Raw genomic sequence first — 18,658 nt, 5'->3', positions numbered from 1 at the left:
GTCACCCGTTGGTGGTTGTCGTCGAGGTTCCCAGCCGCCGGGAAGCCGACCGGCGGAGCACGGCGATTCGAATCTGTCGTACCCCTCTGCCATCGTGGTCGCGTGGACGAAATGGCATTGCGCGAACTGGCCGAGGAACGACTCAGGGCTCTGGCGGGCCCCGAGGCCGTGCTGCGCGATGACCAGTGGGCGGCCATCCACGCCCTGGTCGCCGAGCGGCGGCGGGCGCTGGTGGTGCAGCGGACGGGGTGGGGCAAGTCCGCGGTGTACTTCATCGCCACGGCGTTGCTGCGGGCCTTGGGCGAGGGGCCCACGGTGATCGTGTCCCCGCTGCTGGCGTTGATGCGCAACCAGGTCACCGCGGCGGCGCGGGCCGGGGTGCACGCGGCCACCATCAATTCCGCGAACACCGACGAATGGCAGGACGTCCAGGACCGGGTGGCGGCCGGTGAGGTCGACGTGCTGCTGGTTTCACCGGAAAGGCTGAACAATCCCGATTTCCGTGACTCCGTCCTACCCGCTCTGACATCATCGGCAGGGCTGCTGGTGGTCGACGAGGCGCATTGCATCTCGGATTGGGGCCACGATTTCCGGCCCGATTACCGGCGGCTGCGGACGTTGCTGACGGAGCTGCCGGCTGGGGTGCCGGTGCTGGCGACGACCGCGACGGCCAACGACCGGGTGGTGCGGGACGTGGCCGACCAGCTCGGGTTGGGAGCCGGCTCGGACACACTGGTGCTGCGTGGTCCGTTGGACCGGGAGAGCCTGCGGCTGGCAGTGGTCCGGCTGCCCAGCGCGGAGGCCCGGTTGGGGTGGCTGGCCGAGCAGTTGGAGCGGCTGCCCGGCTCGGGGATCATCTACACGCTGACGGTGGCTTCCGCCGACGACGTGGCGGCGTTCCTGCGGGAGCGCGGGTTCGCGGTGGCGGCGTACTCGGGGCGCACCGATCCGGGTGAGCGGCAGCGTGCCGAGGAGGACCTCCTGGCCAACCGCGTCAAGGCGTTGGTGGCGACGTCGGCGCTGGGCATGGGGTTCGACAAGCCGGACCTGGGGTTCGTGGTGCACCTGGGCGCACCGCCGTCCCCCATCGCGTACTACCAGCAGATCGGGCGTGCGGGCCGCGGGGTGGAGCGGGCCGAGGTGCTGCTGCTGCCGGGGCCTGAGGACCGGGACATCTGGGCGTACTTCGCGTCGCTGGCGTTCCCGCCGGAGCGGGTCGTGCGGCAGGTGCTGGACGCGTTGGCCGAGGCGGGGCGCACGTTGTCCACGGCGGCCTTGGAGCCGTTGGTGGAGTTGTCGCGCACCCGGCTGGAGGTCGTGCTGAAGGTGCTCGACGTGGACGGCGCGGTGCGGCGGGTGCGCGGCGGGTGGGAGTCGACCGGGCGGCCGTGGTCCTACGACGCCGAGCGGTACGCGCGGATCGAGGAGGCGCGGAAGGTCGAGCAGCAGGCGGTGCTCGACTACCTCGCCACCACCGGCTGTCGCATGGAGTTCCTGTTGCGGCAGCTGGACGATCCGCACGCGGCACCGTGCGGCCGGTGTGACAACTGCACCGGGCGGCGGTGGTCGGCGGAGGTGTCCTCGGATGCCGCGTCGGCGGCGCGGGAGCGGCTGCTGCGCCCCGGTGTGGAGGTCGAGCCGCGCAAGCAGTGGCCGACCGGCATGGCGGCGGTCGGGGTGGGACTGTCCGGACGCATCCCCGCGACCGAGGCGGCCGAGACGGGGCGGGCGTTGGGGCGGCTGACCGACATCGGGTGGGGTAACCGGCTGCGGTCGCTGTTCGCGGGCGAGGACCAGGAGGTGCCGGATGACGTTTTCGCCGCGTGCGTGAAGGTGTTGTCCGCATGGGGTTGGTCGGAGCGGCCGGTGGGTGTCGTGACGGTCGGCTCGCGCGGTCGCCCGGAGTTGGTGGGCAGTTTCGGGCGGCGCATCTCGACCGTCGGCCGGTTGCCGCTGCTGGGCCAGGTGTGGCTGGGCGAGTCTCCGCGACGGGCGAACAGCGCGCAGCGGTTGGCCGGGCTGGTGCGATCCACGGATGCGCCCGATCTGTCCACTGTCGACGGACCGGTGTTGTTGGTGGACGACCAGATCGACACCGGCTGGACGATGACCGTCGCGGCGCGGCTGCTGCGGCGGGCGGGAGCGCCGGCCGTGCTGCCGTTCGCGTTGGCGGTGACGGCGTGACGCTGCGGACGGACCGGTTGGCGCTGCGCCGGTTCCGGCCGGACGACGCTGCGGCGTTCGCCGCGTACCGGTCGGACCCGGAGGTGGCGCGCTACCAATCGTGGGAACCACCGTTCCCGCCGGCGGTGGCCGAGGAGTTCATGCGGGAGATGGCGGGCTTGGACCCGGTCGAGCCGGGTTGGTTCCAGTACGCCATCGACGTGGGCGGGATGCTGATCGGTGATGTCGGCGTGAACCTGCACGAGAACCGGCGGCAGGCGGAGATCGGCTACACCATCACCACGGCCCACCAGGGCAAGGGGTACGCGACCGAAGCGGTCGGGCGCGTGCTGGAGCACCTGTTCGTGGACCGCGGGCTGCACAAGGTGTCCGCCGAGTGCGACGCACGCAATGAACGATCGGCGAAGCTGTTGGCACGGCTGGGTTTCCGGCATGAAGGGACCCTGGTCGAGCACACCTGGGCCAAGGGCGAGTGGACCGATGACCTGCTGTTCGGCCTGCTCGACCGGGAGTGGAGGACCATCGAACGGAATCGGTGAAGGATCTACCCACTGCGAATGCTTTGTGGTTGTGTCCCACTATGGCAGCCATCGAGGTGAGCACCCGACCAGCGGTCCGCACGATCGTCGTGCCGGGGATCGGGCGCGATCCGGTGGCGCGCGACGCCGGGCGGGCAGCCGGGAGTCGTGAGGCCGGCCCGGTCGGCCGACCGCGCTCCTCCTCCGCACGCCGGAAGGGGGCCCGGTGGTGACGGAGACGACGGTGGGCTCGGCGCGGCACCGGCTGCCGGTCCGGAAGCTGGTCGCGGCGAGCATCGGCAACGCGATCGAGTGGTACGACTGGACCATCTACGCGACCTTCAGCATCTACTTCGCGACCCAGATCTTCCCGAAGGACAACGAGCAACTGGCGTTGATCAACACCCTGGCGACGTACGCCTTGGCGTTCTTCTTCCGGCCGCTCGGCGGCTACCTGCTCGGGCGGTTCGCCGACGTGCGCGGGCGGCGCACGGCGATGATCTTCACCATCGTGCTGATGGCGGGCGGGTCGGTGGCGATCGCGGTGCTGCCGACCTACGCCCAGGTCGGGTGGCTGGCACCGGCCCTGCTGGTGGTGGCGCGGATCGCCCAGGGGCTTTCGCTGGGCGGTGAGGTGTCGAACGCGTCGGCGTACCTCGCCGAGATCGCTCCGCCGGAGCGACGCGGGCGGTATTCGGCGTTCTTCTACATCTCGACCGGTGTCGCGTTGTTGGTGGCTTCGTTGCTCGGGTTCACGCTGGCCCGGACGATGGACCACGCGGACCTCGCGTCCTACGGGTGGCGGATCCCGTTCCTGGTCGGTGGTGTGCTGGGCCTGGTCGGCTTGTGGTTGCGGCGGGATCTGGAGGAGACCGAGCAGTTCTCCCACAACCGCGGCAAGGCCGTGCAGCTGCGGCGGCCGTTGGTGGCGACGTTGCGGCACCATCCCAAGGCAGTGGGGCGGTTGGTGGGCTTCAGCATGCTGTCCACGTTGTGCTACTACACGTTCTTCAGCGCGCTGACGCCGTTCGCGGTGACCACGCGCAAGGCGGACCCGGTGGACGTGTTCCTGGCCTTGTCCATCGCCACGGTCCTGTTCATCGCCCTCCAGTACCCGATGGGTGCGCTGTCGGACCGGATCGGGCGCAAGCCGCAGCTGCTGGTGTGGTCGGCGGCGACGGCGGCGCTGGTCGTGCCGTTGTCGGCGTTGATCGGGCCCGGCCTCGGCGGGTTGGTCGTGGTGTTCTGCGTGGGGCTCGGGCTCTACACGGCGATGACGTCGATCGCGCCCGCCGTGATGAGCGAGCTGTTCCCGACCGAGCTGCGGGGGTTGGGGATCGGCGCCTGGTACAACCTGACGGTCGCGTTGTTCGGCGGCACGGCTCCGCTGGTCATCAAGATCCTGCCGGGCACGACGTTCTTCTGGTACGTGGCGGTGGCCGCGGCGATCGCGTTCGCGGTCATCCTCACGTTGCCCGAAACGAGGAACAGCGAGTTGCGCTGAGGCGTGCCCCTCAGGTCCGGCACGTCGTGGCGGGTTCCCGGCACCCGGTCGCCGGCACCGGGCGCCTCCACGGGCACGGTCCTCGCCCGCGTTCCGATCAGCGCGCCAAGGTCGGCCGGAACGGGCCGCTGTTCGTGTTTTCCGCGAGCGCCGTCAGAGGGTTCGCTACTGCGTCGGCAGCGGGACGAGGTCGTCGGCGTGGACGACCTCGCGGCGTTGTTCGGCGGGCAGGTCGTGGCTCGACCGGCCGATCAGCGCGGGCAGCTCACCCGCGTCGAAGCCGACCACGCCGCGCGCGACCACCCGGCCGGACAGGTCGACCAGCTCGACCACGTCGCCCGCCTCGAACACGCCCTCGACCGAGGTGATGCCGGCCGCGAGCAGTGACCGGCGGCGGCCGACGACCGCCGCCACCGCGCCGTCGTCCAGGGTGAGCCGGCCGGTCGCGTCGGCGGCGTGGCCGAGCCAGAAGCGGCGCGCCGACAGCCGTGGTCCGGTGGTCGCGAACGCCGTGCCGACGTCCGCCGCGCCGAGGGCTCGCACGGCGTCCGCCGCACCCGCGAGCAGCACCGGAACACCCGCCGACGCCGCCAGGCGCGCAGCGGCGAGCTTGGAGGCCATTCCGCCGGTGCCGAGACCGGACGCGCCGACCGAGCCCGCCCGCACACCGTCTACGTCGGCCGCGCCGGTCACCTCGGTAACGCGTTGTGCGCCGGGGAGCCGGGGATCGCCGTCGTACAGGGCGTCGACGTCGGACAGCAGGACCAGGGCGTCCGCCCCGACCAGGTGCGCCACCAGCGCGGCCAGCCGGTCGTTGTCGCCGAACCGGATCTCCTCGGTGGCGACGGTGTCGTTCTCGTTCACCACCGGCACCGCGCCCAGGGCCAGCAGGCGGGAGAAGGTGCGCTGCGCGTTGCGGTAGTGCGAGCGGCGCACCACGTCGTCCGCGGTGAGCAGGACCTGGCCGACGGTCAGCGAGTACCGGCCGAACGAGTTCGCGTAGGCGTGCGCCAGCGTGAGCTGCCCGACGCTCGCCGCCGCCTGCTGGGTCGCCAGGTCACGGGGCCGCCGGGGCACGCCGAGGGGCGCCAGGCCGGCCGCGATCGCACCGGACGACACGAGCACCACCTGGCTGCCCGCCGCGCAGCGGGCGGCGACGGCGTCCACCAGGGCGTCCAGCCGGGAGCGGTCCAGGCCGCCCTCGGCCGTGGTCAGCGACGACGACCCGACCTTCACCACGACCCGGCCCGCCGCCGACACAGCCTGCCGGGCCAGGGACAACTCCGACCCGATCACTCGTCCTCTTCGAAGTCCTCATAGTCGCCGGGCAGCCGCCGCGCCTTCTTCGCCGCCAACCGCTCGGACGCGCCGACGCGGTGGTTGGCCTCCAGCCGGGCGTCCGTGCCGCGACCGGTCATCGTCATCGCGATACCGGCCGGCGTGGACGGTTCCCAGTCGAACACCAGGTCGCCGATGGTGACCTGGCAGCCGGGCACCGCGCCCTTCTTGACCAGCACGTCCTCGACGCCCAACCGGGCCAGCCGGTCCGCGAGGTAGCCGACGGCCTCGTCGTTGCTGAAGTCGGTCTGGCGGATCCACCGCTCGGGGCGTTCGCCGCGCACGATGAACCCGCCCGGTTCCTGCGGGTCCTCGACCACGGTGAAGCCCGCGTCGTCCACGGCGGTCGGCCGCAGCACGATCCGGGTCGCCTCCTGCTTGGGGCGCGACGCCCGGTACTCCTCGACCACGCGGGCCAGCGCGAAGGTCAGTTCGCGCAAGCCCTCCCGGCTGGCCGTGGACACCTCGAACACCGGCAGCCCGCGGGCCTCGATGTCGGGGCGCACGATCTCCGCCAAGTCCCGCGCCTCCGGGATGTCGATCTTGTTCAGCACCACCACGCGCGGGCGCTCGGCCAGGTCGTCGGCCAGCGACGGGGTGTACTTCGCGAGTTCGGCTTCCAGCGCGTCGATGTCGGACAGCGGGTCGCGGCCGGCTTCGTAGGTGGCGCAGTCGACCACGTGCACGAGCACCGCGCAGCGCTCGATGTGGCGCAGGAAGTCCAGGCCGAGGCCCTTGCCCTCGGACGCGCCGGGGATCAGGCCGGGCACGTCGGCCATCGTGAAGATGGTGTCGCCGCCGGTGATCACGCCCAGGTTGGGCACCAGCGTGGTGAACGGGTAGTCGGCGATCTTCGGCTTGGCCGCGGACAGCACCGAGATCAGCGACGACTTGCCCGCCGACGGGAAGCCGAGCAGGCCGACGTCGGCGACGGACTTCAGCTCCAGGACGAGGTCGTGCTCCTCGCCGGGTTCACCCAGCAGGGCGAAGCCGGGGGCTTTCCGCGCCTTGGAGGCGAGGGACGCGTTGCCCAGCCCGCCGCGACCGCCCTGGGCGGCGATGAGCCGCGTGCCCTCGCCGGTGAGGTCCGCCAGGACTTCACCCTCGGGCGTGAGGACCACGGTGCCGTCGGGCACGCGCAGCTCCAGGTCCGCGCCGTTCGCGCCGTCGCGGTTGCCGCCCTGGCCGCCCTTGCCGTTGCCGGCGGACGCGTTCGGGCGGAAGTGGAAGTCCAGCAGGGTGTGCACCTGCGAGTCGACGACCAGGACGACGTCGCCGCCCTTGCCGCCGTTGCCCCCGTCGGGGCCGCCCAACGGCTTGAACTTCTCGCGGTGCACGGAGGCGACCCCGTTACCGCCATCGCCGGCGGCAACGTGGATCACCACCCGGTCGACAAAACGGGACACGGGAATCACTTCCAAGCGCTAGGTGCGGACTGACTCTCTAAACACTACTGAGCGCCGTGGTCCGCGCATTCCCGCGGACACACGGCGCTCAGAAGGGACGTACTCAGGCGGCGGACTCGACCGGGACGATGTTCACGGTCTTGCGGCCGCGCTTGACGCCGAACTCGACCGCACCGGGGGTGAGGGCGAACAGGGTGTCGTCCTTGCCGCGACCGACGTTCACGCCGGGGTGGAACTTGGTGCCGCGCTGGCGGATCAGGATCTCGCCGGCCTTGACGACCTGACCGCCGAACCGCTTGACCCCGAGGTACTGGGGGTTCGAGTCACGGCCGTTGCGGGAGCTGGATGCACCCTTCTTGTGTGCCATGGCTAGTCAGATCCTCACTTACCGGTGATGCCGGTGACCTCGACGCGGGTCAGCTTCTGGCGGTGACCCTGGCGCTTGTGGTAGCCGGTCTTGTTCTTGAACTTGTGGATGCGGATCTTGGGACCCTTGGTCTGCTCGACGACCTTGCCGGTCACCGAGATCTTCGCCAGGGCGTCGGCGGCGGAGGTGACGTCAGAGCCGTCCACCACGAGGAGCGGCGCCGCGAACGTGATCTCGGTGTCCGGCTCGCCCTCGAGCTTCTCGACCTCGATGACGTCGCCGACAGCCACCTTGTACTGCTTGCCGCCGGTCTTGACGATCGCGTACATCGGGACGGAAGTCTCCTGCTACTCGACGGGACGGGGCCACGCGCGCCGCAGTGCCACGGATATTCGCGGAAACTGGGCTTCGCACGACAGGACCCACCGGACGGCGGGCCGTGTATCAGGTTACGTGGCGGTGGACTGCGGGGTCAAACCGGGGTGGGTCCGACCCGTTCGCGCAGCTCACCGCCGGTGTGGCCCCGGTTCCCCGAGGCCACACCCGGTGGCGGTTCAGCTCTCCTTGACCGCGCCCAGCGGCGGGCCGGCGGGCCGTGAGGCGGCTCGGCGCGGACGGCGGCGGGTGGCCGCCACGGGCTCGCCGTGGCCGTTCAGCGACTGGTCGGCCGCGTTGGCCTCCGCCGTGCCGACCTGGGTGGGCGGCGCGATGTGCGGCTCGGCCGCCGGTTCGCCCGCGTCGGGCCGGACGGACGGCTCGGGTGCGGTGGGCGGGACCTCGGCCGCTGCCACCTCCTGCCGAGCGGGCGCGACGGGCTGGACGGGCCCGGACTGGACCGAGCCGGGCTGGGTCGCACCGGACTGGGTCACACCGGACTCGACCGCGGCGGACTCGCCTGCGGCGGGCTGGGCCGCACCGGGCTCGGCGACGACACCAGGCTCGGCGGCCGACGTGGCCGGCGAGTCCGTCCGGGCCGCGACCGGCTCGGGCCGTTCGACCGCGGTGGGCTCGGCGCCGGGCCGGACCGCCTCGGACCCGGTGGCCGCGGACCCGGTGGCCGTGGGCTCGACAGCGGCGGGCTCGACAGCCGCAGCTTCGGTGGCCACCGGCTCGGTCACGGCCTGCTCGGTCACAGCCTGCTTAGTCTGCTTGGTCACAGCGGGCTCGGTCACAGCGGGCTCGGCGGCCGGGCGCTCGCCCTCGCTCCGCGCGGCCCGACCGGGCTCGTCCGTCCCCCGCCCGGCCTGGGCTTCCGCGTCCGCCTGAGTCGTGCCGGCGTCCACGGGCTGCCCGCCCGCGCTCTCGTGGCGGACCACCGCACCGGCCTCCCGGCGGGCGCGGCGGCGCTGGCGGCGTTCGCGCTTGGGCTCGACGGCCGCCTCCTCCACGACAGCCGCGATCGGCTCCTCCGACGCGGGCTGCTCGGCGACCGCCTCGGGCTCCTCCGTCGGCTCGACCACGACCTCGGCCACCGGCTCGGGCGCCTCCACGGCCTTGCCGCGCCGGGACTTGCGACCGCCCTGCTGCTGTTGCTGCTGGCCTTGGCCGTTGGCCGGGCCGTGCGAGTGGACCGGCTCGGTCGACACGACCAGGCCACGCCCGCGGCAGTGCTCGCACGTGGTCGAGAACGCCTCCAGCAGGCCCGTACCGACCCGCTTGCGGGTCATCTGGACCAGGCCGAGCGACGTCACCTCAGCCACCTGGTGGCGCGTCCGGTCACGGCCGAGGCACTCGGTCAGCCGGCGCAGCACCAGGTCGCGGTTCGACTCCAGGACCATGTCGATGAAGTCGATCACGATGATGCCGCCGACGTCCCGCAGCCGGAGCTGGCGGACGATCTCCTCCGCCGCCTCCAGGTTGTTGCGGGTCACCGTCTCCTCGAGGTTGCCACCCGATCCGGTGAACTTGCCGGTGTTCACGTCGATGACCGTCATCGCTTCGGTCCGGTCGATCACCAGGTAGCCGCCGGACGGCAGCCAGACCTTGCGGTCCAGCGCCTTGAGCAGCTGCTCGTCGATGCGGTGCTCGACGAACACGTCGTTGTTGCCGACGTGCCTGCGCAGCCGGTCCTGGAGGTCGGGCGCCACGTGGCGCACGTAGGCGTCGATCGTGTCCCACGCGTCCGCACCCTGGACGATGAGCGCCGAGAAGTCCTCGGTGAACAGGTCGCGCACGACCTTCACCAGCAGGTCCGGCTCTTCGTACAGCAGCTGCGGCGCCTGCGCCTTGGGCACGTCGGCCTTCTCCTTGATGACCTGCCACTGCGCCTGGAGGCGCGTCACGTCGCGGGCCAGCTCCTCCTCGGCGATGCCCTCCGAGGCGGTGCGGATGATCACGCCGGCGTCCTCGGGGACGACGCGCTTGAGGATGTCCTTGAGCCGCTTGCGCTCGTTGTCGGGCAGCTTGCGGCTGATGCCCGTCGCGCCGCCGCCCGGCACGTACACCAGGAACCGGCCGGGCAGGCTGATCTGCGTGGTCAGGCGGGCACCCTTGTGGCCGACCGGGTCCTTGGTGACCTGCACCAGGACGCTGTCGCCGGTGGAGAGCGCCTGCTCGATCTTGCGCGCCTTGCCCTCCAGGCCGGCCGCGTCCCAGTCGACCTCGCCCGCGTACAGCACCGCGTTCCGGCCGCGGCCGATGTCGATGAACGCCGCCTCCATCGAGGGCAGGACGTTCTGCACGCGGCCCAGGTAGACGTTGCCGACCAGCGAACCGGTGCCGGCCGAGGTCACGAAGTGCTCCACGAGCACGCCGTCCTCCAGGACACCGATCTGGGTGCGGTCGCCGCGCTCGCGGACCACCATCGTGCGCTCGACGGCCTCGCGGCGCGCCAGGAACTCGGACTCGGACAGCACCGGGGCACGCCGGCGACCGGCCTCGCGGCCGTCCCGGCGGCGCTGGCGCTTGGCCTCCAGCCGGGTCGAGCCGCGCACGCTGCGCACCTCGTTCTGGGCGGCTTCGGAGTCGGCCTTGTCGTCCCGCGCGTCGCGGACCTCGCGGACGTGCACGACGGTGTTCGGCGGGTCGTCCTCGCTGGGCGCGGCCTCGTCGTCCGCGCCGACCTTGCGGCGCCGACGACGGCGGCGGCGACGGCTGGTGCCGCCGTCCGACTCCTCGTCCGACGGGCCCTCCTCCTCGGCGGCGGGCTCCTCGGCCTCCGCCTCGGCGGGCTCCTCGGCGGACTCGTCGTCGCCGTGACCGTCCTCACCCACGCCCTTGCCCCGACCGCGACCACGCCGGCCACGACGACGGCGGCGGCGGCCTTCGCCCTCGTCACCGGCGTCGTCGGCGGACGCGTCCTCGGCGTGCTCCTCCTCGGGCTCCTCCTCCACCACGACGGGCGCCGGGGCGGCGACCGGGGTGGGCGGCAGGAACACCGCGGACGGCGGCGCGAACAGCGGCGCGAGCGCGGCGGCCTCGCGGACCGGCACGGCCGGTTCCTCGGTGGCTTCGTCGACCTCGCCGGTGACGATGTCGTCCCAGTTCAGCAGGCTCTCGGCGACTTTGAGCGCCAGATCGCGGCTCACGCTGGACTGGGCGCCCTTGACGGTCTCGCCCAGGTCGGCGAGCGCCGCCACGACGTCCTTGCTGCTGGTGCCCAGCAGCTTCGCCAGCGCGTGCACGCGCAGCTTGGCCGGCAGATCCGCCAGCGCGGGGTGCGCGGATGTGGCGTTACCCCCGCCGGCGCCGGCGGGCTTGTTCGTGTTCGACATGCAGCTCCTCCGCCCCCGGGCGCGTCTGGGGAGACGCGGCCGCGCAGGGGCCTCTCTTGTCCACTCACCGCCGCGGCTGGCGGCGGGAATCCTGTGTTTCACGCTGTGCGCACGGCACAGCAGGGCCTTTCTCCCGCGACGACGCCGTCAGCGCCGCTCCGGCGGCAGCCGGATCAGACCTCCGCCGCCCGGTCAGGGGCGAGCGGGTCGACCAAGTGGCCTTGGTCGTCGAGCCGCCCCTGCGCCATCCGGGTCGCCTTCGCGGGCACCGGCGGAACCAGGTCGGCGACGACTCGGAGCGCGCTCAGCACGTCGTCGGGTCGAACGGTAGGCGTTGTCTGCCGTACGACCGTCACGAGTATCCCACACGGTTGTGACAAATCCCGTGCATCGTGTCCCGCGTCGCTCGAATGCACCCCGACCTGGGGTGACCCAGGCGCCTCCGGCTCGGCGGACCGCACGGTGGCGGACACCACGGCGGGCCGGACGTCGATCACCTTCTTGCCGTCCTTCGTGAGCCGTTCCACCTCGACGGAGTCCGCCGCGAGGAACGCCGTCACGGCGTCGTTCAACTGTTCGGGTGAGATGCCGGGCAGTTCCACCTGCCAGGCGCTCGCCTCGATGCGCTCGGGCAGCGTGCCGCCCGCGGCCTGCACCACCTCGACCACGTCCAGGCCCGGCGGCAGCACGGCGTCCAACGCGGTCCGCAGCGCGTCCGGGTCGACCGGCTCCACGACCTGGACCTCGACGTACTCGGCCTCGCTGGCCACGCCGGTCGGCGCGGCGCCGACCCAGGAGACCTTCGGGTGCGGGCTGAAACCCTGCGAGTAGGCCATCGGCACGCCCGCCCGCCGGAGGGCGCGTTCGAAGGTGCGCGCGATGTCGCGGTGCGACGTGAACCGCAACCGACCGCGCTTGGCGTAGCGCAGCCGGAGCTTCTGGACCGGTGCGGCCGACGGGTTGGGCTGCTGCTGGCGGCTCAGTGCTACTCCCCTTGGGTACGGGTGGTGATCCGTCGGGGTGAGCACCCCAACGGTCCACGCTTCTACTCCAGCGGGACGGTACCTTGGTGGCCTTCGACACCGTTGAGCTTGTCTGGTTCGCCGCGCCTGGCTACCGTCCGGCGACAGAGATCCCGTTGACGGCCGCCGCCGTGGTCGATCGGTGGCCCAGCACTGGAGGTCCCCCGTGCCTCTGCTCCGCCGCGTCGGAGCGGTCGCGGTCGGCGCGGCGCTGCTCGCGACCGGCAGCACCGCGACGCCCGCGCACGCCACCGTGCCGGAACACGAGCCGTCCGCCGTCTCCGGCTGCGTCCAACCGGGTCCCACGCTGCGGTACCTGGTGGTGCTCGCGCCCGGCACCGCCGAGCCGCTGGCCGACGCGGCGATCACGCGGGCGTGCGGCCTGATCACCGGTTACTACCCGCAGATCGGCGTGGCCGTGGCGGTGTCGGCCGACCCCGGCTTCGGCCGCAAGATCGGTTTCGGCCGGGCCTACAGCGCGCAGGCCGAGGGCCTGTCCAAGCACACCGGGGCGCCCGCCCGGAAGAAGGACGACGAGACGTCGGCGTCCAGGTCGTTCCCGACCGGTGCGGCCGACCTCACCGCCCAGCAGTGGGACATGGACATGATCCGGGCCGCCGAGGCCCACGCGATCAGCCGGGGCAGCCGCGACGTGGTCGTGGGCGTCCTGGACTCGGGCATCGACCCGACCCACCCGGACCTGGTGGGCGCACTGGACCCGGCGCTGTCGGCGGGCTGCACGACCGGTGTGGCGAATCCCGCACCCGCCGCCTGGTCGCCCACGACGTCCGCGCACGGGACGCACGTGGCGGGCACCATCGCGGCGGCGGACGACGGGCTGGGCACCACGGGCGTGGCGCCGGGCGTGCGGATCGCGTCGGTGAAGGTCGTGGACGACGACGGGTTCATCTACCCCGAGTACGCGGTGTGCGGGTTCATGTGGGCTGCCGCACAGGGGATGACCATCACCAACAACAGCTACTTCATCGACCCCTGGGTGTTCACCTGCCAGAACCAGGCCGGCCAGGCGGTCGTGTACGAGGCCGTGCGGCGGGCCGTCGACTACGCGAACGGGCGCGGCGTGCTGACCGTGGCGGCGACGGGCAACGGGGCCGTCGACCTGTCCAAGTCCGGGCGGGACACCCAGAGCCCCACCAACGCGGCTCCGGAGGACCTCAAGCCGCGGCCGGTGGACAACACGTGCCTGGTGCTGCCCGCGCAGTTGCGGAACGTGGTGGCCGTGTCGTCGGTCGGGACGGCCAAGGTGAAGGCCGGGTACAGCTCTTACGGGCTGGGCGCGGTCGATGTGACGGCTCCCGGCGGCGATCGCAAGCAGTCGCCGGAGGAGGGGCCCGCTTGCGTGCTGTCCACCGTGCCTTCGGGTTATGACTACTCGTGCGGGACTTCCATGGCGGTGCCGCATGTTTCCGGGGTGGCGGCGTTGCTAGCTTCGACGCACCCGAGCGCGACGGTGGGTGAGTTGAGCCGGATGCTGAACTCGCAGGCGGAGACGCTCCCGTGCCCGGCCGATTACGACCTCAGTGGGACCGGGGTGCAGGACGCTTACTGCACCGGGTATTCGGAGTACAACGGCTTCTACGGGCACGGGTTGGTGAACGCGGAGGCCGCAGTGCAGGGGCCTGGCACGGTGAAGGACGATGGGAAGGCCGAGGGCGGCGCTGCGATCGGGGGCGGGGCCGAGGTCGGGGGCAAGGCGGATGCCGGCGGGAAACCCGACGCGGGTGGCAAGCCGGACACTGAAGGCAAATCGGACACTAACGGCAAAATGGGCGTTGGCGGCAAGGTGGGCGTCGCAGGGAACGCGGCCAACTAGGTGACCCACGTCCGAGTGACCAGACCAGTCTGAAGCCACCCTCCGGATTCGGCACCCTCACGCCACACGACCCGGTCGTCCTTTCCACCCGGTCTGCCACGCGTCCAGGCGTCGGCTCATCGTGGTGACGACCACAGCGGCCTCTGACGCTCGCCTCCTTGGTCGCCGGCAGGTGGCCTCTGAAATACGCCTTTCAACCGCTGGCCGAGGCACCTTTCAGCCCGCCACCGGGAGGCGCGGTGCTGGGAAGGCACGGGTTGGAAGGCCCGGTGCCGGCTCGGTGACCTGCAAGCCCGCGGCCGCTGTCCGGCACCTACGCAGCCGGGGTGCGGGCGGGGCTGCGGGGCTGCGGGGCTGCGGGGCTGCGGGGGCAGTGTCGCTGGGGCGGGGGTTCCGAGGCGGTGTTCTTCGCAGTCGGCGATCAGGGCCGCTCGCGACTCCGACCGAGCGCAGTCAGGGCCACCGGACCGGCCCGCTGCACCGACGCTTCCCCTCGTGTTCACCGGTGCTGCCGCTCATGCCCGTGTTCGACCTCGCGTTCGGCAGGCAGGCGCACCAGTGCCCGCATCCACGCCGCACGGGCTCTGCCGCATCGTCCAGTGCGGACTACGGCTACGTGGTCGGAGCTGGGTTCATGGGTGGTTGGGGCCGGGGACTTGAGGGCAATGAGGCGGGGATTCGAAGGATTGTGAGGGAACGGGTGTGGGTGGTCGCGCGGCTTCCTTGTATTACCGAGTGGGGGCGGCGCGTGTTTCGTACATGTCCGCCCCCTGGTTCACCCGGTCGTGTTTGGGGTTAGTGCTGGGTTGCGGGTTGGCGAGCCCTTGCCCACCGGGGCGATCGGCAGCAGGGTTCGGCCGGTCGGGCCTACTTCGATGTCGGTGCCCATCGCCGGGCACACACCGCAGTCGAAGCACGGCGTCCAGCGGCAGTCGTCCTGCTCCCGCTCGTCCAGCGCGTCCTGCCAGTCGGCCCACAGCCATTCCTTGTCCAAACCCGAGTCCAAGTGGTCCCAGGGCAGGACTTCCAACTCCTCCCGCTCACGGGTCGTGAACCAGTCCAGGCTCACGCCCAGCGGCGACAGCTCGGCCTCCGCCGCGGTCACCCACCGCTCGTACGAGAAGTGCTCCGACCACCCGTCGAACCGACCGCCCTCGCGCCACACCCGCTCGATCACGCGCCCGACCCGCCGGTCGCCGCGCGACAGCAATCCCTCGATCAGCGACGGCTGGCCGTCGTGGTAGCGCATCCCGATGTTGCGCCCGAGCGAGCGGTCCGAGTTGACGGCCTCGCGCAGCTTCCTCAGTCGACTGTCCACCGTGGCCGGATCGCACTGCGCCGCCCACTGGAACGGCGTGTGCGGCTTGGGCACGAACCCGCCGATGGAGATCGTGCAGCGGATGTCCTTGCGACCGCTGACCTCCCGCCCCGCCCGGATGACGTTCTTGGCCATCTCCGCGATCTGCAGGACGTCCTCGTCGGTCTCGGTGGGCAGCCCGCACATGAAGTACAGCTTCACCTGCCGCCACCCCGCCTTGAACGCGGCGCTGACGGTGCGGATCAGGTCCTCTTCGGACACCATCTTGTTGATCACGCGTCGGATGCGTTCGCTGCCGCCCTCGGGCGCGAACGTCAGGCCCGAGCGACGACCGTTGCGGGACAGCTCGTTGGCCAGGTCGATGTTGAACGCGTCGACGCGGGTGCTCGGCAGCGACAGGCTGGTGTTGGTGCCCTCGTACCGGTCCGCGAGCCCCTTGGTGATCTCCCCGATCTCCGAGTGGTCCGCGCTGGACAGCGACAGCAGGCCCACCTCCTCGAACCCGGTCGCCTCCAGGCCGCGCTGCACCATCGCGCCGATGCCCTCGATCGAGCGCTCGCGCACCGGCCGCGTGATCATGCCCGCCTGGCAGAAGCGGCAACCGCGCGTGCAGCCGCGGAAGATCTCGACGCTCATCCGCTCGTGCACGGACTCCGCCAGCGGCACCAGCGGCTGCTTGGGGTACGGCCACGCGTCGAGGTCCATCGTGGTCCGCTTGAACACCCGGTACGGCACGCGTTCGCGGTTGGGCACCACGCGCTGGATGCGGCCGTCGGGCAGGTACTCGACGTCGTAGAACCGGGGCACGTAGACGCCGCCGGTCTCGGCGAGGCGGGTCAGGATCTCGTCCCGCCCGCCGGGGCTGCCCTCGGCCTTCCACGCCCGCACGAGGTCGGTGATCTCCAGGACGGCTTCCTCGCCGTCACCGAGCACGGCCGCGTCGACGAACGGCGAGATCGGCTCCGGGTTGAACGCCGCGTGACCGCCGGCCACCACGATCGGGTGAGCGTCGGTGCGGTCGGCCGCGTGGATCGGGATGCCGCCCAGGTCCAGCGCCGTGAGCAGGTTCGTGTAGCCGAGCTCGGTGGCGAAGCTGACGCCGAGCAGGTCGAACGCCGCGACCGGCCGGTGCGCGTCCACGGTGAACTGGGGCACGCCGTGCTCGCGCATCAGCCGCTCCAGGTCGGGCCACACCGCGTAGGTCCGCTCCGCCAGCACGTCGGGCTGCTCGTTGAGGACTTCGTACAGGATCATGACGCCCTGGTTGGGCAGCCCGACCTCGTAGGCGTCCGGGTACATCAGGGCCCACCGCACGGCGGCGGAGTCCCAGTCCTTCACGGTCGCGTTGAGCTCCCCGCCGACGTACTGCACCGGCTTGGAGACCCTGGGCAGCAGCGGTTCCAACGCGGGGAAGACCGACTCGACACTCACGTTCCCAGGGTAACGGCATCCCGGCGTGCTATCCGAACAGCGGTCCCGTGACCGTCAGGCCCAGGTCGGAGCCCGGTCCGGCGTAGACGCCGAAGAACAGCAGCGCCGCGCCGGCCAGCGACAGGTTCTTGTTGAACTGGATCATCTCCTGCTGCTTGGCCTGCGGGTCGGTCTGCGCCCAGAAGTCGTGCATCAGGAACGCCGTGGGCAACAGGAACAACGCGAGCAACAGCGCACCGAGGTCGGCCCACACGCCGAGCAGCACCATGAGCGCGCCGACGACCATCACGACCCCGCTGAGCTGCGTGGCGAGTTTCGGCGAGGGCACCTTCTTCGACGCCGCGTAGCCGGCCATCGCCTCCGTCTGGGTGAAGTGGCCCACGGCCGAGCCGAAGAACAGGACCACGAACAGGATCCGGCCGATCAGTGCGATCACGTCCATGACGACCTCCTGGTTGTGCGGTCCGTCCAGTGTTCAACCAGGTCAGGTGGTCAGCAACCGGCCGAGCCGCCCAAGCGCGACCGGCCGCGAGGGCAAGACGTGGCACGGCCCGGACCGCGCGGGCGGTCCGGGCCGTGACGGCGGTGCTCGGTGCTCAGAGGTTGGGGAACCAGAGCTTGATCTCGCGCTCGGCCGACTCCGGCGAGTCCGAGCCGTGCACCAGGTTGAACTGGACCTCCAGGCCGAAGTCGCCGCGGATCGTGCCGGGCGTGGCCTTCTCCACCGGGTCGGTGCCGCCGGCGAGCTGGCGGAACGCCGAGATGGCGCGGGTGCCCTCCACGACGAGCGCGACGAGCGGGCCGCCGGTGATGAACTCCACCAGGTCGCCGAAGAACGGCTTGCCGTCGTGCTCGGCGTAGTGCTGCTCGGCGGTCGCGCGGTCCACCGTGCGCAGTTCGAGGGCGGCCAGCGTGAGGCCCTTGCGCTCGATGCGGGAGATGACCTCGCCGACCAGGCCCCGGCTGACGCCATCGGGCTTGACCAGGACCAGAGTGCGCTCGCTCACGGCCGTCTGTACTCCTTCGTACGGGTGCTGGCAAGAAGAGTCGGGATGCGTGAAGGGTAGCCGGACGCGTGCCGGCGTCGAGTTGTGACCACCGCGTTCGGGTCAGCGGTGCCGAGGCCGAGGCACACCCGGCACCGGGTCGCGGGCTCGGCGGCATCGGCGACCTGCGGCGACCGATGAATGCCGGGATATTCCTCCTGTCAGGGAAAGTGAGGGTCACGCACAAGCGCAAGCGACCCCTGGGACTATCCGCGCTAATCCATCTGGTTGAATTCGAGCAGCCGCCTCCCGGATGCGAAGGGGTTCACGCCTGACCGGTGAACACCTGATGGACAACACGAAGTTGTAACATCCGGCGGATGGAGCCAATGGCCAATGGCATGGCGGCTTCCCGACGCACCGCCTCAACGACGGTGCCGGGGGCGATTCGTGAGGATTCGGCACAGGGCAGCGAAGAACAGGAGCGGGGCGATGGCGATGAGAGTCGCGCCCAACAGCCCTCCGTCGAGGCCCGACATCACGAGCACGATCCGGGCCACCAGTGAGATGAACGCCGCGGCGAACAGCACCACGGTCAGCCGCCGATGCCTGACGACCTTCTCGAGACGCACCAGCGGGCGATCCGCCGGAATGAAGTCCTCATCGATTTCGCGGCGATGGCGGCCCGCTTCTCGATACGGGCGTTCGTGCAGGTCGTCGGCCGCCGAACGAGGTGGGCCCACCTCGTCAGGCCGATCTTCGGGATCGCGAGGACTCACTGGCGCCTTTTCCGGTGGTGTCTTGTGTGCATGCCGGGCCCCGCGGGGCGGAGGGGAACTGCCGCTGCCACCGGATCGTCGTCGGGCCGGCCCGTTCGCCGAGGTGGGACGGCGACCGCGCCGGAACAGGCGAGGAGGTAAGCCGTTCACGCGTCCCCCTTGATGCACATGACTCCCACTCGCCGCACGAGCTGCATGCGAGAGGATTCCAACAAAAGCATGTCACACAACTTCCACTCGACACCACGAATCTTCATA

The 18,658-nt window shown here is 71.3% G+C and carries 14 protein-coding genes; 4 read left to right on the top strand and 10 right to left on the bottom strand.

Going from position 1 to position 18,658, the window contains the following annotated elements; translation table 11 throughout:
* The first annotated feature begins 102 nt into the window (after positions 1-102).
* The 3 genes from C8E97_RS08245 to C8E97_RS08235 all read left to right on the top strand — a co-directional run bounded on the left by C8E97_RS08245 (position 103) and on the right by C8E97_RS08235 (position 4,206).
* Positions 103-2,184: a RecQ family ATP-dependent DNA helicase gene (locus C8E97_RS08245; protein ID WP_121003145.1), complete on the top strand. Its 2,082-nt coding sequence runs from the start codon at positions 103-105 to the stop codon at positions 2,182-2,184.
* Positions 2,181-2,723: a GNAT family N-acetyltransferase gene (locus tag C8E97_RS08240; RefSeq protein ID WP_121003143.1), complete on the top strand. Its 543-nt coding sequence runs from the start codon at positions 2,181-2,183 to the stop codon at positions 2,721-2,723. The genes C8E97_RS08245 and C8E97_RS08240 overlap by 4 nt, the downstream gene beginning before the upstream one ends.
* 208 nt (positions 2,724-2,931) lie before the next feature.
* Positions 2,932-4,206 (top strand): MFS transporter, encoded by a 1,275-nt coding sequence (locus tag C8E97_RS08235; protein ID WP_121011083.1) that lies wholly within the window; start codon positions 2,932-2,934, stop codon positions 4,204-4,206.
* A 165-nt stretch (positions 4,207-4,371) separates the two neighbouring features.
* Here C8E97_RS08235 and proB read toward each other — a convergent pair whose 3' ends face one another.
* The 6 genes from proB to C8E97_RS08205 form a co-directional block, all read right to left on the bottom strand.
* Positions 4,372-5,487, bottom strand: coding sequence for a glutamate 5-kinase (gene proB, locus C8E97_RS08230; RefSeq protein WP_121011080.1), 1,116 nt, complete (start codon positions 5,485-5,487; stop codon positions 4,372-4,374).
* Between the two features lie 11 nt (positions 5,488-5,498).
* Positions 5,499-6,950 (bottom strand): GTPase ObgE, encoded by a 1,452-nt coding sequence (gene obgE / locus C8E97_RS08225; protein WP_121003141.1) that lies wholly within the window; start codon positions 6,948-6,950, stop codon positions 5,499-5,501.
* A 103-nt stretch (positions 6,951-7,053) separates the two neighbouring features.
* Positions 7,054-7,317, bottom strand: a complete 264-nt coding sequence (rpmA, locus tag C8E97_RS08220) for a 50S ribosomal protein L27 (protein WP_121003139.1) — start codon at positions 7,315-7,317, stop codon at positions 7,054-7,056.
* Between the two features lie 14 nt (positions 7,318-7,331).
* On the bottom strand, positions 7,332-7,646 hold the full coding sequence (gene rplU, locus C8E97_RS08215) for a 50S ribosomal protein L21 (protein ID WP_121003137.1): 315 nt from the start codon (positions 7,644-7,646) through the stop codon (positions 7,332-7,334).
* A gap of 225 nt (positions 7,647-7,871) precedes the next feature.
* Positions 7,872-11,030 carry a translation initiation factor IF-2 N-terminal domain-containing protein gene (locus C8E97_RS08210; protein ID WP_121003135.1) on the bottom strand — a complete coding sequence of 1,053 codons (3,159 nt, stop codon included), beginning with the start codon at positions 11,028-11,030 and terminating at the stop codon, positions 7,872-7,874.
* Between the two features lie 173 nt (positions 11,031-11,203).
* Positions 11,204-11,959: a TIGR03936 family radical SAM-associated protein gene (locus C8E97_RS08205; protein WP_121011077.1), complete on the bottom strand. Its 756-nt coding sequence runs from the start codon at positions 11,957-11,959 to the stop codon at positions 11,204-11,206.
* Positions 11,960-12,218: 259 nt separating this feature from the next.
* Here C8E97_RS08205 and C8E97_RS08200 point away from each other — a divergent pair, with 259 nt between their 5' ends.
* Positions 12,219-13,886: a S8 family peptidase gene (locus C8E97_RS08200; RefSeq protein WP_121003133.1), complete on the top strand. Its 1,668-nt coding sequence runs from the start codon at positions 12,219-12,221 to the stop codon at positions 13,884-13,886.
* 775 nt (positions 13,887-14,661) lie between these two features.
* Here the strand turns inward: C8E97_RS08200 and C8E97_RS08195 are convergent.
* The 4 genes from C8E97_RS08195 to C8E97_RS34015 all read right to left on the bottom strand — a co-directional run bounded on the left by C8E97_RS08195 (position 14,662) and on the right by C8E97_RS34015 (position 18,400).
* Positions 14,662-16,635, bottom strand: coding sequence for a TIGR03960 family B12-binding radical SAM protein (locus tag C8E97_RS08195; protein ID WP_121003131.1), 1,974 nt, complete (start codon positions 16,633-16,635; stop codon positions 14,662-14,664).
* Positions 16,636-16,663: 28 nt separating this feature from the next.
* The gene (locus C8E97_RS08190) at positions 16,664-17,077 is read right to left on the bottom strand and encodes a DoxX family protein (RefSeq protein WP_121003129.1); all 414 of its coding nucleotides are present in this window, start codon (positions 17,075-17,077) and stop codon (positions 16,664-16,666) included.
* 154 nt (positions 17,078-17,231) lie between these two features.
* Positions 17,232-17,642 carry a nucleoside-diphosphate kinase gene (gene ndk, locus C8E97_RS08185; RefSeq protein ID WP_121003127.1) on the bottom strand — a complete coding sequence of 137 codons (411 nt, stop codon included), beginning with the start codon at positions 17,640-17,642 and terminating at the stop codon, positions 17,232-17,234.
* A gap of 404 nt (positions 17,643-18,046) precedes the next feature.
* Positions 18,047-18,400 carry a hypothetical protein gene (locus C8E97_RS34015; protein WP_147455031.1) on the bottom strand — a complete coding sequence of 118 codons (354 nt, stop codon included), beginning with the start codon at positions 18,398-18,400 and terminating at the stop codon, positions 18,047-18,049.
* Between the last annotated feature and the right edge of the window lie 258 nt (positions 18,401-18,658).

The sequence above is a fragment of the Saccharothrix australiensis genome (assembly GCF_003634935.1).
GTDB classification, from domain to species: Bacteria; Actinomycetota; Actinomycetes; order Mycobacteriales; family Pseudonocardiaceae; genus Actinosynnema; species Actinosynnema australiense.
The sequence above is the reverse complement of the archived record's forward strand: the minus strand, read 5'-3'. Positions and strand labels throughout refer to the sequence as shown.

Coding starts and splice junctions, on each gene's coding strand:
- rpmA (WP_121003139.1), bottom strand. CDS start 7,317: ATGGCACACAAGAAGGGTGCATCCAGCTCCCGCAACGGCCGTGACTCG.
- rplU (WP_121003137.1), bottom strand. CDS start 7,646: ATGTACGCGATCGTCAAGACCGGCGGCAAGCAGTACAAGGTGGCTGTC.
- C8E97_RS08210 (WP_121003135.1), bottom strand. CDS start 11,030: ATGTCGAACACGAACAAGCCCGCCGGCGCCGGCGGGGGTAACGCCACA.
- C8E97_RS08190 (WP_121003129.1), bottom strand. CDS start 17,077: ATGGACGTGATCGCACTGATCGGCCGGATCCTGTTCGTGGTCCTGTTC.